Genomic DNA, 14,619 nt, shown 5'->3' with positions numbered 1-14,619 from the left:
GGCTGATCAGACAGCCAGTTGCTTCAAGGCATCCGGTCGGAACCCGGAGAATGAATCAAGCCCATCAGCTTCGAGAACGGGAACCTGCTGGAATCCCTTTTTCTTTAAGTAATCGATGTATTCAGGTTCTTCGTTGATGTTGTGCTCCGTAAATGGAATCTTGTGGGTATCGAGATAGCGCTTTGTCATCCGGCATTGTGGACAGCCATTGCGCGTGAACAGTGTGATGTTACGCATAGGTGTCATCCTTTCTTGTTATCTTATGTAGTTTAGAATACTCAATATTGGGGTGCATGTCAATGAAAAACACCATATCTTGGGGTTAATTTTTTTGATGCCCCAAAGCATATGGTGTCAACTTGATTTCCGCTTACTTTTAGTATAGCAAGATTGCATGCCGGACGCCAGTGTCAATCAATCACAGGCTGACTTAATGCGGCAAAAGCCTACCCGCTAAGGAAACACCCGTCTGAGACAAGTGCACAAGCATCATTTATCCGGCTGCCGATCTTCTTTGCTATACTATAGCAAAAATTTGGAAAGGAAGTCGTCACCATGGCGTTTGAAGAATTGTTCCTAGACCGCGAAGAACGCGAACGGTTGGCGCTTTATGGCGATTTGCGAGACGCGCCTAATCGGCAAATGAATATTGCAACGGCAGCGATGGCCCGTGGCGAGAGCTACCGGCAACTGCGTCGACAAATGGCGAAAGTCGCCGAGGATTTGCAAGCCATTGATCCTGGTGCACCACCTTTATTACGTAAAGGGGATGGCAATATGACAGCACCGCCTTCGATTAGTCGCGTTCGTTATCGGATCTTTTTGTTTCGCCGATCGCTTCCCGGGAAACTTTTGGTTAAAACATTGATGCAACCTAATTTAACGTTACCCATATTATTAGAAGAAACCGGTTTCTCACGAGCGGCCTTTTTTCGGCGGATTTCCGCATTACGCGGGTACTTACGCCAAAAAGAGGTCACCATTAATCTCACGCCGTTGGCACTTGTCGGCGCGGAGCCGCGAATCCGCCAAGTCTACCGGCAGCTATTGTGGCAATTAGTCGACGCTGACAATCCTTTGTTTGCAGACGTGTTGCCTCAGTCGCGTCAGCTGGTTCAAGCCTTACAGGATGCCGGATTAGTGGAGCGGGATTTTTCAGTCAAGCAACTAAGATTTTCAGCTAACATCAATCTCTATCGGTTACAGGCCGATCACTCAATTGTCAATACTTTAAACTTCTCTGAATTGAAGCCGCCTCCTACGTTGCCGGAAAAGTTGCCGGATGTCTTTGTCCATTTGCCGCCAGAAGTTGCCGAAGCCGAGCTGCTCTACCTGTATCTCGGCCAGTGGCGTATTCCGCGATTTCACACGGAGCAGCAGTTTGAGGCTGCAGGGATTGTTGGTTACCACGCCGCACACAACACGCTGGCTTGGCAAACCGTCACAAAAATCCGTGCCGAACTTAGCCGCCACTTGATCGGTATTTCCTCGACAATCACTACAGATTTGGCATTAGCCGGCAATTTATTAAAAGTTTTAATCAGTGAACAGATCTTTCCGGATGGGGCTTATATCGATTTGGCTAAAATTGCGCATCCGATACGAGCGTTTTATCCGCGGCTGGACAAGGCAATCAAAGAATTCTTTGCACGCGAGGCACCAACAGATCATGCTCTTGAGGAAATTATCGATGGCTTTTATCAGCTGCTTTGGCCATTCATGACAGAAAGTGCTGTTGCTGATAAACTTAAAGTAGCACTGGATCCGTTGATGCCGCAGCCGCTATACGAAACTGTGCGGCTCAACCTCATTCATCCGGCATTTATTCGGTTGGTAACCATTCACCAACACCCTGACTTTGTGATTTCGGCCCAAGCCTTGGCTCCGGGAGAGGAATCAATCGTACCTGACATTCCGGTCTTTTATCTGGCTAGTGAACGTTTTGAAAGTTGGTCTGCGCTCTATCAGGAACTCTTTCTCCGCTCCCGTCAGCAGCCCCACCAATAAGGAAAAAACGCTGAGTGTCACTCTGTTGACTGCAAAAGCAACTTCCCTCACTGCCATTGATGAAAGGCCAGCGTAGGTGCATACTAATATATGAGGAGATGACTGCTAGCATGAAACGTGACAAGAAAGCAGACGAGGCCGCTGTCGTTGATATGAATGACACGCTGATGGACTATGCCCATAAACGCCAGCCACATGTCGAAAATCTTGCTGAAGAATTAGCTAACCGCGCTAAAGATGATGTGAACGCTATTGATGCCTACCTGAAAGATGGGGGTGAGGCCCGTAAGGAATATCAGGCCATTGCGGAAGGTTACCTGCGCGACAAATATAACTTGGAAGGCGACGAGTTAACGACTGCCCGTGACACACTTGTCCATGCTGCCATCCACTATCTTCTCGGCCACACCAAAGAGCTAGACGATTGGCAACGATAATCAGTCAACTCATCAAGCCTTCTTCACTGCCGTTACGGCGATCAGCTAAACACATACAATTATTTTGAAAATGTTATATTTCCGTCACAAAAACGCCGTCTCAGTGCACCATGCTGAAGCGGCGTTTTTGTGACAGCATATTCAATCTTTTTGATTTACTAACTGACTTACAAAATCGGCGATAAAAGGCGGGAAAAGTCCTGTTTGAACCGTAACCAGCGACTTTGGCTGGCAATAATTGCCGGCGTCAGTAGGTAGCTTTGCTTCATATCGGCTTCAAATATCTCGGCAAGCGTTCCGGCAACCTTACGATCGTAAATGAAGGCATTCACTTCAAAATTCAATTTGAAACTGCGAATATCGAAATTAGCCGATCCGACACTGGTGATCGCCTCATCGACAACGACGGTTTTGGCGTGCATAAAGCCATGCTGATAGTGGTAAATTTTAACACCGGCACGAGTCAGATAGGTGGCGTAGTACTGAGTCGCACGGAAAATAAAGGGATGATCCGGCATATCGGGAATCATTATTCGGACGTCGATACCTGACATGGCGGCGGAAACAAGTGCATCAATCACCGTGTCATCGGGCACTAAGTAGGGGCTTTGAATCCAAACCGACTTGGTCGCGCTAGTAATCAGCTTGGTGTAACCTAACTTGATTTGCTGGGTAGGACGATCAGGCCCTGATGCGACAATTTGAATCGGCGTGCTGCCAGCCGTCATGCCCGCGTTTGAGCGACTTTCGGAACTATCTTGCTCGACATTATAAGCAATCTCGTCTTTTTCACCAACCGTCGCATTCCAATCCATGGTGAAGCGAATTTTCAGCGCATAAATAGTGTTGCCGATGATGCGCAGGTGGGTATCACGCCAATATCCGAATTTAGGTTTGCGGGAAACATACTGATCGCCAACGTTGAACCCGCCAATATAACCGACGTGATCGTCAATCACAACGATTTTGCGATGATCGCGGTAATTCAAACGAAAGTCGGTAATCGGATGTTTGGAGCTAAAATAGCTCTCAGCCTGACCACCGACATCGGTTAGTCGGCGCCACCATTTTGCCGAGGCACCCATTGATCCCCAAGCGTCATATAAAACTTTAACCGTAACGCCTTGCTTAGCCTTTTTAATCAACAATTGTTGGAATTGATTACCTAATTCATCATTATAAATTGTGTAATACTCGACATAAATGTAATCTTTGGCGTTTTCAATGTCGCGAAACAACGCAGCAAACTTTTTTTCGCCATCGGTATAAAGCTGAACCTGATTATGAGCCAGCACGGGTGCTTGGGCGGTGTTCAGGAAAAAGGCAGTCAACGCCTTCGCTGCCAGGGTATAATCTGTCGGTGGTAATAGTTTGTTTCGCGCATTTTCGTGTTTTTGAAGCGACACAAACGCTTTGACCCCAGACTCGTACTCACGCTGAATCCGGCGCAGTTTTTTAGTCGAGAGTCCACGACCCGCGAACAGATAAAAACCGAACCCGATGATTGGCAAGAAAATCAGCACCAGCAACCAGGCCCAAGTTGTCGAAATGTCGCGCACTTCGCGAAGAACTGTAAAAATCGCACCCGTCGTGTTCAAAACCAAAATAATAATAATTAGCCAGGTGATCAGCGACATATCACACCTCCCAGAAGATTAGTTTCATTGTACCCAAGCCATCCATCTCTGTCACGTTAACGGCAGCGCTCGTATTCAGATGCCTGCTTTCAGATGCCGCAGATACCAATGAAAAAAGGCTGGTTGTGCTTTTTTGAAAAAAAGATGCATAAGGGGTTTACTTACTAATAGTCAGTTGGTAAACTTATGCTTGTTCTGCTGCATGATCGCATGATGCTGTTTTTAGGGGGCTGGTTCCTATCAGCTTAATCAGATGTATGCGAAATTGTAGTTATTATTAGAAAAAGGTGGTTTTCCTGTGAATCAAGATCTTCTGAACCTTCTCAAACAACGCCGCTCCATTTACGCACTCGGCAAAGATGTTAAGCAAAAAGACGATGACATCATCGAACAAGTCGAATCTGTCATTCAGGCAACGCCAACTGCTTTCAATTCGCAAACGACTCGAGCCGTTTTCCTATTTGGCAGGCAACACGACAAGCTTTGGGATATCGTGATTAAGCGCTTGAAGAGCGAGGTCCCGACTGAGGAAGCCTATGAGGCAACCAAGAAGAAAGTTGCTGGCTTTAAAGCTGCCTATGCAACGATTATGTATTTTACCGATACCGATATTGTCAAACAACTGGAGCATGATTTTCCGCTTTACGCAGATAACTTTGCTACCTGGGCAGAGCAGGCTCAGGGATCAGCGCAACTCAATACTTGGGTAGCCTTAGCTAACAATGGCATCGGTGCAAACTTGCAACACTACAATCCCATCATTGATGAACTTGTCAATGATGCCTTTGATATTCCGAAGAGCTGGCAATTACGCGCCCAAATGCCATTTGGCTCGATTGAGGCACCGGCACAAGATAAGGATTATATAGATCGTACCAGCCAGTTTAAGGTATTCATGTAATCTCCAACGCTGGATTCGTTTGGCTAAGGTGTCTAAGGTGTCAATGTACTTTAAAAATCCATGTCCGTACCAAAAAAGACCGCGATATTCCGAATAATGGAATATCGCGGTCTTTTTGCGAAAAATTAATTTTATGCCTCAGCTTCACGCAACCCTTGTTGAGCCAAGGTGTGGGCACCGCGATTTTCGCGATCCGGCAACCAGTTGGGCAACACGAGCGGGAACTGGTCAATCAAGGCCAGCAATTCTGATGTTAAGGTGGGATAATGTTTGGCATAGCGTTTTTCAATCGCCTGAACCACAAGCTTGGAGTCACTATAAAAGGCAACTGGCGCAGTTGTTAATTTAGTATCGATTAATAGTTTAAATCCGGCGATTGCCGCTGCAAACTCTGCCTCATGATTACTCATCGGTGGTAAAGCGGCATGTCGTTGGATCTGCTGGGGCAAACCACTAACTAGGATACCGATGCCAGTCGGCCCTGGGTTGCCTTTTGTAGCGCCATCTGTGTATAGTTTAAGCATGATTTCTCCTAAGGAAGTGACGATTTGGCTGAATATCGAACACATTATCAACCTGCATGGATCGATTTTAGCATGTTTTGGAGCGCGATCGTGATCGGTCTCAGCTTGGCGATCATCGTCCAGCTAGAAAGTACGAAACCTTCGTGGCTGGCAATTGCGATTGCAGCTATCACGATTTTAACGGCTATCGGTCAGATTTTGCTGCTTCGCTTGATTGCAACTGAAAAAGGCATCAGGTTAACCAGTCTTTTTAAAAGTAACACGATCAATCTGTCATGGAGCGAAATTGAGGGGTTTACGTCTGGCCATTTGACAGTTATGCTTAAAACCAAACAATACGGTCGCGTTTCGTTCCTTATGTTCGGCAAAAAGCGAAAGCAAAAGATCGTAGCGTTAATCGAAAAAGGATTGGAAACATCAACAAAATAAGGAGTGTGTTGTATGTCTGATATTGAAATTGCCCAAGCCAACGAAGCAACCTCAATGTGGCCAATTACGAAAGTTGCAGCAAATCTAGGCTTGACTGATGATGATCTGGAACTGTATGGCAAGTCCAAAGCCAAACTTAGCTTTGCGACTCTCAATGCGTTAAAAGATAAGCCCTTTGGCAAGCTTGTTTTGGTGACCTCGATTAACCCGACCCCTGCCGGTGAAGGCAAATCGACCATCACGGTTGGCTTAGGTGATGCGCTTCAGCAGCGCAGCCAGCATCCCGTGATCGCATTGCGGGAGCCATCATTGGGCCCGGTGATGGGAATGAAAGGCGGCGCGACTGGTGGCGGTTATGCCCAGGTTGTGCCGATGGAAGACATCAACTTACATTTCACCGGTGACATGCACGCACTGACCACCGCTGTCGACACTCTGGCAGCCTTAATCGATAACCATTTGCAACAAGGTAACGCGCTTAATATCGATCCGCGGCGCATTCTTTGGAAGCGCGCTTTGGATATTAACGATCGCGCATTGCGCCACGTCACCATCGGCTTAGGTGGCCCAACCAGCGGCGTTCCGCGTGAAGACGGCTTTGATATTACCGTCGCAAGTGAGCTAATGGCGGTTCTATGTCTTGCAGAAAACATTGTAGATCTCAAAACCCGCATCAGTCGCATCGTAATCGGCTATACTTACGATCGCAAGCCTGTCACCGTTGCCGATTTAAAGGTCACCGGCGCCATTGCGATGTTATTGCGAGATGCGTTGAAACCTAATCTGGTTCAAACACTGGAACATACACCGGCGTTCATTCACGGCGGTCCGTTTGCCAACATTGCTCACGGCTGTAATTCCGTTTTGGCTACCCGAACAGCGTTGCAACTGGGTAATATCGCTATCACGGAAGCCGGTTTCGGCGCTGATCTTGGCGGCGAGAAGTTCATGGATATCAAGACCCCAGTTCTGGGCAAAACACCGGATGCCGTGGTCATCGTGGCAACCGTGCGTGCACTGAAGTACAACGGCGGCGTTGCGTTAGCCGATTTACAACAGGAAAACTTAGACGCTTTGGCTCAAGGCTTTGCAAACCTTAAACGGCACATCCACAGCATGCAAGGCTACGGCGTGCCTGTTGTGGTGGCCGTTAACCGCTTTAGCAGCGATACAGATGCTGAAATTCAGTGGCTCATTGATGCTTGCGCAAAATTAAACGTGAAAGCTGTCACCGCAACGGTTTGGGCTGATGGCGGCCGTGGTGGCTTAGCAGTAGCTGATGCAGTGCTGGACGCCTTGAAGCAGCCAGCAAGTTTCACGCCACTTTATGATGTACATCAGGATGTCAAAGCCAAGATCAAAACCATTGTACAAAAGATCTATGGTGGTCGTGACGTCGTCTATGAAGGTAAAGCCAACGCGGCCTTGCGAACCATTGTTAAAAACGGTTGGCAGGATTTGCCGGTTTGCATGGCCAAGACCCAATATTCACTAACCGATAACGCCAAAACACTAGGAGCACCTGAAGGATTTGCGATTCACGTGCGCGACATTATCCCTAAACTTGGGGCAGGGTTCTTGGTTGTGATGACCGGAACCGTTTTGACCATGCCGGGCCTGCCAAAAGCGCCAGCTGCCTTAAATATGGATGTCACCGATGATGGCAAAATTTCAGGACTCTTTTAAACCGTTCATGCTCATGTCGCGAGACGCAACCGTCATTTTTCGAATGGCGGTTTTTCTTTTGGCGGGGTACACTTAAAGGCAAATGTCATTTATTCAGGGGGAACTTCTGTGTTTATCTATGTGATCATTGCTGCTGTCCTAGTTTTGGTTGATTTTGTCATCAAAGCTTGGGTGAACGCGCATATTCCACTTGGTGAAAGTCAGCAACTGATTCCGGGCGTGATTGATCTCACGCATATCCGTAATACCGGAGCAGCTTTTTCCATGTTTGAAGGGAAACAGTGGTTCTTCTACGTCACAACAGTTTTGGCGCTTGTGGTCGTAGCGCTGCTTTGGCGTGATAGTCTGCACAAGCCTGTTTATCGTCTGGGGTTGACGCTGATCACGGCAGGGGCGATTGGCAACTTCATTGACCGGTTGCGGTTTCAATACGTCACGGATATGTTTCATCTTGAATTTTTGGATCAGTGGCGATTCAACGCTATTTTTAATTTTGCCGATATGTGCATCACGTTTGGGGTCATTTTAGTCTTGGTGTTTATTTTATTTGATCGCGACAAGGCGGTGTCTGCATGACTGAGACCTTTACCATCACAACTGAGCAGGGACGCATCGATAAGGTGATCACAGCACACGAGCCGACTCATACCCGCAGTCAGGTACAAAAATGGCTCCAGGAAGGTTTGGTTACTGTTAACGATCGGCTGGTAAAGGCGAATTACAAAGTCGAATCGGGAGACGTCATTGTTGTGACGATTCCGGAAGCGCAGCCCTTAAAAGCCGTTGCCGAGCCAATTCCGCTTGATATTGTCTACGAAGATGATCAGGTGATCGTAGTTAATAAGGCTCAGGGAATGGTTGTCCATCCTGCGCCGGGCCATCCTGACGGCACCTTGGTAAACGGTCTGCTTTATCATACTGACTTGCCTGGCATCAATGGCGTTGTTCGGCCCGGAATTGTACACCGCATCGATAAAGACACCAGCGGCTTGCTGATGGTTGCCAAAACCGAGAAGGCCCAATTGAGTTTGTCGGCACAACTTAAAGCCAAAACGACTATCCGTGAATACCTTGCGTTAGTTCATGGGACGTTTAAAGAAGATGAAGGCACGATTGATGCACCACTTGGACGTGATCCGCGTGACCGCAAACGACAGGCAGTGGTTACTGATGGTCGGCATGCTGTTACCCACTTTCAGGTGCTGGAGCGATTTGCTCACTACACCTTGATCAAATGCGTTTTGGAAACCGGCCGGACCCATCAAATCCGCGTGCATATGGCTTACATTCATCATCCGGTAGCAGGTGATCCTTTGTATGGACCCAAACACACGCTCCCAGGCAACGGCCAATTTCTTCACGCAGCTAAGCTCGGCTTTGTCCATCCAACCACCGGCAAGCTCTTAACTTTCACGGTACCCGTCCCCGAAGTTTTTAAAAAAACCTTAGCCGATCTGCGCGCAGGCATTGACAAGACCCGCAACGTCCGGTAATCTTAACTCAATCAAACAAGCACCTTTAACTAAGTCCAGTGAGGCTTAGAAGGTCCCTTTCCGTTGCGACGGATTATTCAGGCTACGGTCGCCTTCTATCCAAATTGGATAGGAGGCGCTTTTTGTTTGAGCGCGAACCGGCGCTGTTAGAAGCTGGAGTGCAAGTGGCCTTGAAGCTAAATGGCTGGGCTTTGGCCATTTAGGCTTCAAGGTCCTTACACGTAAGCTTCTGCGCCGGTGAGCGCGTTATAGAACGTGAAAGCCCAATCACTTAATTGCCTCCAATAGAACAAATCAAGGCAAGCAGCTTCACCCCACATCAACCAGCATACATACAAGAAAGGATGGCACATCATGTCACAGTCCAAACAGGTAGTCGACGAGGTAACTATGAAACGTGCATTAACCCGAATCAGTTATGAAATTATCGAACAAAATAAAGGCTTGAACGATCTCGTTCTTGTCGGGATTAAAACGCGGGGGATTTATCTAGCACACCGGATTGCCAAGCGACTCGAACAGCTCGAAGGCCTGCAGGTACCGGTCGGCGAACTGGATATCCGCTTTTATCGCGATGATGTTCATAAAATTGATCACGAACATCAACCAGACGTCGAAGGTGCGCAGCTGCCGGTTAATATTACTGGCAAGCACGTCATCCTAGTAGACGATGTCATTTTCACTGGTCGCACCATCCGCGCAGCCTTGGATGCCTTGATGGACGAAGGGCGGCCGCGGAAGATCAGTCTGGCAGTTTTGGTTGATCGCGGCCATCGCGAGTTACCGATTCGTCCGGATTTCGTCGGCAAGAATATTCCAACCTCCCTTGATGAACAAATTCAGGTACAGGTTGCGGAACTTGATGGCAAAGACGGCATTAGCATCGAGAAGATGGGGGACTAGTCAATGGCTTTTCATAACGATGAAGCGGTGCTGGACATCGGCGACAAGCCGAAATTCGGTCAATGGGTGGGCTTATCCATCCAACATCTTTTTGCCATGTTTGGATCAACCGTGCTGGTACCGATTCTGGTCGGTTTGGATCCAAGTATTGCCTTATTCTCCAGCGGGGTCGGCACTTTAGTCTACATTTTGATTACTCGCGGCAAAATTCCTGCCTACATGGGATCAAGTTTTTCATTCATTACCATCATGCAGGCGTTGATGAAGGGTGCCGGTTATCCCGCGATCGCACAAGGCACTGTCGCTGTCGGGGTTGTTTACCTGATCGTGGCCTTGATCGTGGCCCACAGCGGATCGGCTTGGATTGATCGCGCCTTACCGCCAGTTGTAGTCGGGCCGATTGTCATGGTCATCGGGTTATCACTGGCTGGCACCGCCGCGACGGACGCCACAATGCGAACCATTTCTGCTACCAAAAGCGTGTATGACCTGCGCTACTTCGCTGTTGCCATGATCACGTTGGCTTCGGTCATCATTTACAACATGTATCTCAAAAAATTCATCAGCTTGTTACCGATTTTGCTGGGAATTGTCACTGGCTATGTGGTAGCGTTGTTGTTTGGCATTGTTGACCTGACGCCGGTTCAGCAAGCAGCTTGGTTTGAACTTCCGAAGTTCGAGTTGCCGTTTATCAGCTACAAGCCGCAACTTTACTGGGGTGCGATTCTCTCAATGGCGCCTATCGCTTTTGTCACCATGACCGAACACATGGGCCACATCATGGTCCTTAACAAATTGACGAAGCGAGACTTCTTCAAGGATCCAGGCCTGAATCATACTTTGGCAGGGGATGGCACGGCTTCCATTATCGCCGGTTTCGTCGGCGGCCCACCGGTAACCAGTTACGGTGAAAACATCGGCGTGCTCGCCATGACCAAGGTTCACAGTGTTTACGTATTAGGCGGTGCCGGTATGTTCGCGGTTCTGTTCGCCTTCATCGGTAAACTAAGTGCCTTGATTCGCAGTATTCCAAGCCCGGTCATCGGCGGCATCAGCTTCCTGCTGTTCGGCGTCATCGCCTCCAACGGCTTACGGGTTTTAATTGACAACAAAGTCGACTTTGACAAAAAACGCAACCTGATGATTGCCTCGACCATCCTCGTGATCGGTATCGGCAATGCCAGCCTGCAATTCGCTGGGTATCAATTCTCCGGCCTTGCACTGGCAACCGTGATCGGAATCTTCCTGAACTTTGTTTTACCAGAACATGCCGCTAACGAAGAAGGGGCAGAGAAAAATGACCTTATCTAATCTCACTGATGCACCATTTAAAGATTTTGTTTCCGCTGAACAAGTTGACGAAAAAAGCGCCTTGGCATTAATTAACCGTGCAGAAGATTTCAAAGCTGGCCAAACGGTTCATTTTCCGGAGCCGATCTACGCCACCAATTTATTCTTTGAAAATAGTACTCGCACGCATACCAGCTTTGAAATGGCCGAACGCAAACTGGGGTTGACCGTTATTCCTTTTGATCCGGCCCACAGCTCAGTTTCTAAAGGTGAAACTCTGGAAGATACGATCAAAACGATCGGAGCCATTGGTGTCAATATTGCCGTCATGCGTCATTCCAAAGATGGCTATTACAAAGATCTTATGGGTGCCTGGCCGACAACCGCTATTGTCAATGCTGGCGATGGTGCCGGTCAGCACCCTTCCCAAATGATGCTGGATTTAATGACCATTCACGAAGAATTCGGTCATTTTGACGGCCTGAATATCGGGATTGTCGGTGATCTTAGCCACAGTCGGGTCGCACGCAGCGACATGCAGATGCTTCACAAACTGGGGGCGACGCTGCATTTTGCCGGCCCACAACAGTGGTATGATCCTAGCTTTGATCAATATGGCGACTTCATCGGTGTGCCAGACTTGGTCAAACAGGTTGATGTTCTGATGCTACTGCGGGTTCAGCTTGAGCGGTTTAATGCCGACAACCGCGAAGCATTTTCCAAAGCAAGCTATCATGCGAAATACGGCATTACGGACGCTTTAGCCAAAACAATGAAACCCAATGCCATTTTCATGCATCCGGCGCCGGTTAACCGTGACGTTGAATTAGCCAGCGATTTGGTTGACGGTCCACGTTCACGGATCTTCACCCAAATGCAAAATGGCGTTTTCATGCGGATGGCGATGCTTGAAGCGGTCATCAATGCCCGTCACTTCGGAGAGGAGTAACTTTACTTATGCTCATCAAAAACGCCCATATCATCAGCGATACCGAATATACGGCTGATATTCAGATCACCGACGACAAAATTACGGCTATCGGCCAGCAACTTACTGCGCGTGAAGATGACACCATTCTTGATGCCACGGGTGCAACGGTTGTTCCGGGACTGATTGACGTCCATGTTCATTTTCGCGAACCCGGTTTTACTGCTAAAGAAACGATTAAAACCGGGGCGCAAGCAGCTGCACATGGTGGGTTTACTACTGTTGTCGCAATGAGCAACCTAAAACCCGTTCCCGACACAGTCGCCGCCTTGACGCCGGTGTTGGCAAAAAACCGTAGCGATGCCAACATTACCGTCCGGCAGTTTGCCCCAATTACACATGACTTACATTCAGATCAGCTAGTCGACATGCCGGCGTTGTTAGAGGCTGGAGCACTGGGCTTTTCCAATGACGGGGTTGGCGTCCAAGATGCCGATACCATGTATCAAGCCATGAAACAGGCTGCTAAACTGAAAGCACCGATTGTCGCACACATTGAAGATGCCAGTCTCATGCATGGCGGCGTGATCAATGCCGGCCCTATAGCAGAGAAGTTGAACCTGCCTGGCATCATCAATCAAACTGAAAGCAGCCAGCTGGCGCGCGATTTGGACTTAGCAGAAGCCACCGGTGTTCATTACCACGCGTGCCATGTTTCAACTCGCCAAAGCGTGGCCTTGATTCGCGAAGCCAAGAAACGCGGCGTCCACGTCACTGCTGAAGTCTCACCACATCACTTACTACTCGATGAAAATAACATTCCAGGCGATAACCCGATGTTCAAAATGAATCCGCCATTACGTTCCCGCGCTGATCATCTTGCCTTACTTGAGGGCTTGCAAGACGGCACACTGGATATGATCGCCACGGATCACGCCCCGCATACGCTCGAAGAAAAATCCGGTTCTTTTAAAACCGCGGCATTCGGCATCGTCGGTTCCGAAACCGCCTTTCCACTGCTTTACACCAAACTGGTCAAGTCGAAGATGTTCACGCTCAAGCAGCTGATTGCCAAAATGAGCACGGTTCCGGCAGAGCAGTTTGGTCTGCCAGGCGGCCATATCACGGTTGGCGGTCCGGCCGATCTGACGATTCTCGATCTGGATACCACGTACACCATTGATCCTACCGACTGGTTCTCCAAAGGCAAGAATTCACCGTTTATCGGCGAAAAGGTTCAGGGGCAGGCGTTGTACACGATCAGTCGCGGTCAGATTGCCTATCAAAAGGGAGGACAAGCATGAAGCGCTATTTAATTCTTGAAGACGGCAGTGTTTTCCCTGGCATCGGCTTTGGTGCGGAAACCGTCACGACAGGTGAAATCGTTTTTAACACCGGTATGAGTGGTTATCAGGAAACGATTACCGATCAAAGTTACAACGGCCAGATTATTACCTTCACTCAGCCGCTTATCGGCAATGTAGGGATCAACCGCGACGATTATGAAAGCATTGATCCCACCGCCAAAGGCATCGTGGTGCGTGAAGTAGCGCGGGTCACCGGTAACTGGCGCAGTCAGATGACGCTCGATGAATTTCTTAAACGTAAACATATTCCAGGCATCAGCGGTGTTGATACTCGTGCTCTGACCAAGAAAATCCGAGAAGTCGGCGCCATGAAGGCAAGTATTGTGGATGCAGCCGATGAACATGCTTTTGATCAGCTCAAAGCCTTGGTGCTTCCGAAGAATCAGGTGCAACAAGTTTCAACGCAGCAAGCCTATCCGGCACCTGGCACCGGCCGCAATGTCGTGGTCGTCGATTTTGGCCTCAAGCATAGCATTTTACGGGAATTAGCTAAGCGTCAGTGCAACGTGACCGTATTGCCTGCAACCACCACAGCTGCCACCATTCTTGAGTTAGCTCCGGATGGTGTGATGCTGACCAATGGCCCCGGTGATCCAAAAGATGTGCCGGAAGCGCTGGATATGATTCGCGGCATTGAAGGTAAAATTCCGTTATTCGGGATTTGCCTCGGCCACCAGCTGTTCGCACTTGCGAATGGCGCTGACACTTTTAAGATGAAATACGGTCACCGTGGATTTAATCATCCAGTTCGTGAGATTGCGACTGGCCGCATCGATTTTACCAGCCAAAACCATGGTTATGCTGTTGATCCAGACAGCATTGATCCGGATACATTATTAGTCACCCACGTTGAAATCAATGATGGTACGGTAGAAGGCTTGCGTCACCGGTTGTACCCGGCCTTTACGGTTCAGTTCCATCCGGATGCTGCTCCGGGTCCACATGACGCCGACCATCTTTTTGATGAGTTTATGGAAATGATGGATGCATTTTCAGATCGTACGCAGAAAGGATAAT

Annotated in this window: 15 protein-coding genes; 12 read left to right on the top strand and 3 right to left on the bottom strand. The window is 48.6% G+C overall.

The features are described from left to right. Window positions 1-6: 6 nt before the first annotated feature. The gene (gene nrdH / locus BVJ53_RS08710) at window positions 7-237 is read right to left on the bottom strand and encodes a glutaredoxin-like protein NrdH (protein ID WP_010488276.1); all 231 of its coding nucleotides are present in this window, start codon (window positions 235-237) and stop codon (window positions 7-9) included. A 318-nt stretch (window positions 238-555) separates the two neighbouring features. Between nrdH and BVJ53_RS08705 the strand changes: the two genes are divergently transcribed. Continuing rightward, the gene (locus tag BVJ53_RS08705; protein WP_129302074.1) at window positions 556-2,007 is read left to right on the top strand and encodes a helix-turn-helix domain-containing protein; all 1,452 of its coding nucleotides are present in this window, start codon (window positions 556-558) and stop codon (window positions 2,005-2,007) included. Window positions 2,008-2,117: 110 nt separating this feature from the next. Continuing rightward, window positions 2,118-2,444, top strand: coding sequence for a hypothetical protein (locus BVJ53_RS08700; protein WP_129302073.1), 327 nt, complete (start codon window positions 2,118-2,120; stop codon window positions 2,442-2,444). 167 nt (window positions 2,445-2,611) lie between these two features. Here BVJ53_RS08700 and cls read toward each other — a convergent pair whose 3' ends face one another. After that, on the bottom strand, window positions 2,612-4,081 hold the full coding sequence (cls, locus tag BVJ53_RS08695) for a cardiolipin synthase (protein WP_129302072.1): 1,470 nt from the start codon (window positions 4,079-4,081) through the stop codon (window positions 2,612-2,614). Window positions 4,082-4,379: 298 nt separating this feature from the next. Between cls and BVJ53_RS08690 the strand changes: the two genes are divergently transcribed. Continuing rightward, on the top strand, window positions 4,380-4,982 hold the full coding sequence (locus BVJ53_RS08690) for a nitroreductase family protein (RefSeq protein WP_129302071.1): 603 nt from the start codon (window positions 4,380-4,382) through the stop codon (window positions 4,980-4,982). A 131-nt stretch (window positions 4,983-5,113) separates the two neighbouring features. Here the strand turns inward: BVJ53_RS08690 and BVJ53_RS08685 are convergent, their stop codons facing one another. Beyond that, complete coding sequence (locus tag BVJ53_RS08685) at window positions 5,114-5,506, bottom strand: ribonuclease HI family protein (protein ID WP_129302070.1); 393 nt, start codon at window positions 5,504-5,506, stop codon at window positions 5,114-5,116. A 24-nt stretch (window positions 5,507-5,530) separates the two neighbouring features. Here BVJ53_RS08685 and BVJ53_RS08680 point away from each other — a divergent pair, with 24 nt between their 5' ends. The 9 genes from BVJ53_RS08680 (at window position 5,531) to BVJ53_RS08640 (ending at window position 14,618) form a co-directional block, all read left to right on the top strand. Continuing rightward, window positions 5,531-5,935, top strand: coding sequence for an EbsA family protein (locus BVJ53_RS08680; RefSeq protein ID WP_129302069.1), 405 nt, complete (start codon window positions 5,531-5,533; stop codon window positions 5,933-5,935). A gap of 12 nt (window positions 5,936-5,947) precedes the next feature. Next, window positions 5,948-7,621, top strand: a complete 1,674-nt coding sequence (locus BVJ53_RS08675) for a formate--tetrahydrofolate ligase (protein ID WP_129302068.1) — start codon at window positions 5,948-5,950, stop codon at window positions 7,619-7,621. 108 nt (window positions 7,622-7,729) lie between these two features. After that, on the top strand, window positions 7,730-8,197 hold the full coding sequence (gene lspA / locus BVJ53_RS08670; RefSeq protein ID WP_129302067.1) for a signal peptidase II: 468 nt from the start codon (window positions 7,730-7,732) through the stop codon (window positions 8,195-8,197). Then, on the top strand, window positions 8,194-9,114 hold the full coding sequence (locus tag BVJ53_RS08665) for an RluA family pseudouridine synthase (RefSeq protein ID WP_129302066.1): 921 nt from the start codon (window positions 8,194-8,196) through the stop codon (window positions 9,112-9,114). Before lspA ends, BVJ53_RS08665 begins: the two co-directional genes overlap by 4 nt. 354 nt (window positions 9,115-9,468) lie before the next feature. Next, the gene (gene pyrR, locus BVJ53_RS08660; RefSeq protein WP_129302065.1) at window positions 9,469-10,017 is read left to right on the top strand and encodes a bifunctional pyr operon transcriptional regulator/uracil phosphoribosyltransferase PyrR; all 549 of its coding nucleotides are present in this window, start codon (window positions 9,469-9,471) and stop codon (window positions 10,015-10,017) included. Window positions 10,018-10,020: 3 nt separating this feature from the next. Then, window positions 10,021-11,328, top strand: coding sequence for a uracil-xanthine permease family protein (locus BVJ53_RS08655; RefSeq protein ID WP_129302064.1), 1,308 nt, complete (start codon window positions 10,021-10,023; stop codon window positions 11,326-11,328). Further along, window positions 11,315-12,256: an aspartate carbamoyltransferase catalytic subunit gene (locus tag BVJ53_RS08650; RefSeq protein WP_129302063.1), complete on the top strand. Its 942-nt coding sequence runs from the start codon at window positions 11,315-11,317 to the stop codon at window positions 12,254-12,256. Before BVJ53_RS08655 ends, BVJ53_RS08650 begins: the two co-directional genes overlap by 14 nt. 8 nt (window positions 12,257-12,264) lie before the next feature. Continuing rightward, window positions 12,265-13,539, top strand: coding sequence for a dihydroorotase (locus BVJ53_RS08645; protein ID WP_129302062.1), 1,275 nt, complete (start codon window positions 12,265-12,267; stop codon window positions 13,537-13,539). Further along, window positions 13,536-14,618, top strand: a complete 1,083-nt coding sequence (locus tag BVJ53_RS08640) for a carbamoyl phosphate synthase small subunit (RefSeq protein ID WP_129302061.1) — start codon at window positions 13,536-13,538, stop codon at window positions 14,616-14,618. The genes BVJ53_RS08645 and BVJ53_RS08640 overlap by 4 nt, the downstream gene beginning before the upstream one ends. Window position 14,619 lies beyond the last annotated feature (1 nt).

It is taken from the genome of Lacticaseibacillus chiayiensis, from assembly GCF_004123795.1.
Taxonomy (GTDB): domain Bacteria; phylum Bacillota; class Bacilli; order Lactobacillales; family Lactobacillaceae; genus Lacticaseibacillus; species Lacticaseibacillus chiayiensis.
The sequence above is the reverse complement of the archived record's forward strand: the minus strand, read 5'-3'. Positions and strand labels throughout refer to the sequence as shown.

Coding starts and splice junctions, on each gene's coding strand:
- BVJ53_RS08640 (WP_129302061.1), top strand. CDS start 13,536: ATGAAGCGCTATTTAATTCTTGAAGACGGCAGTGTTTTCCCTGGCATC.
- BVJ53_RS08700 (WP_129302073.1), top strand. CDS start 2,118: ATGAAACGTGACAAGAAAGCAGACGAGGCCGCTGTCGTTGATATGAAT.
- BVJ53_RS08655 (WP_129302064.1), top strand. CDS start 10,021: ATGGCTTTTCATAACGATGAAGCGGTGCTGGACATCGGCGACAAGCCG.
- BVJ53_RS08675 (WP_129302068.1), top strand. CDS start 5,948: ATGTCTGATATTGAAATTGCCCAAGCCAACGAAGCAACCTCAATGTGG.
- cls (WP_129302072.1), bottom strand. CDS start 4,081: ATGTCGCTGATCACCTGGCTAATTATTATTATTTTGGTTTTGAACACG.
- BVJ53_RS08645 (WP_129302062.1), top strand. CDS start 12,265: ATGCTCATCAAAAACGCCCATATCATCAGCGATACCGAATATACGGCT.
- BVJ53_RS08650 (WP_129302063.1), top strand. CDS start 11,315: ATGACCTTATCTAATCTCACTGATGCACCATTTAAAGATTTTGTTTCC.
- BVJ53_RS08665 (WP_129302066.1), top strand. CDS start 8,194: ATGACTGAGACCTTTACCATCACAACTGAGCAGGGACGCATCGATAAG.
- BVJ53_RS08705 (WP_129302074.1), top strand. CDS start 556: ATGGCGTTTGAAGAATTGTTCCTAGACCGCGAAGAACGCGAACGGTTG.
- BVJ53_RS08685 (WP_129302070.1), bottom strand. CDS start 5,506: ATGCTTAAACTATACACAGATGGCGCTACAAAAGGCAACCCAGGGCCG.
- pyrR (WP_129302065.1), top strand. CDS start 9,469: ATGTCACAGTCCAAACAGGTAGTCGACGAGGTAACTATGAAACGTGCA.
- nrdH (WP_010488276.1), bottom strand. CDS start 237: ATGCGTAACATCACACTGTTCACGCGCAATGGCTGTCCACAATGCCGG.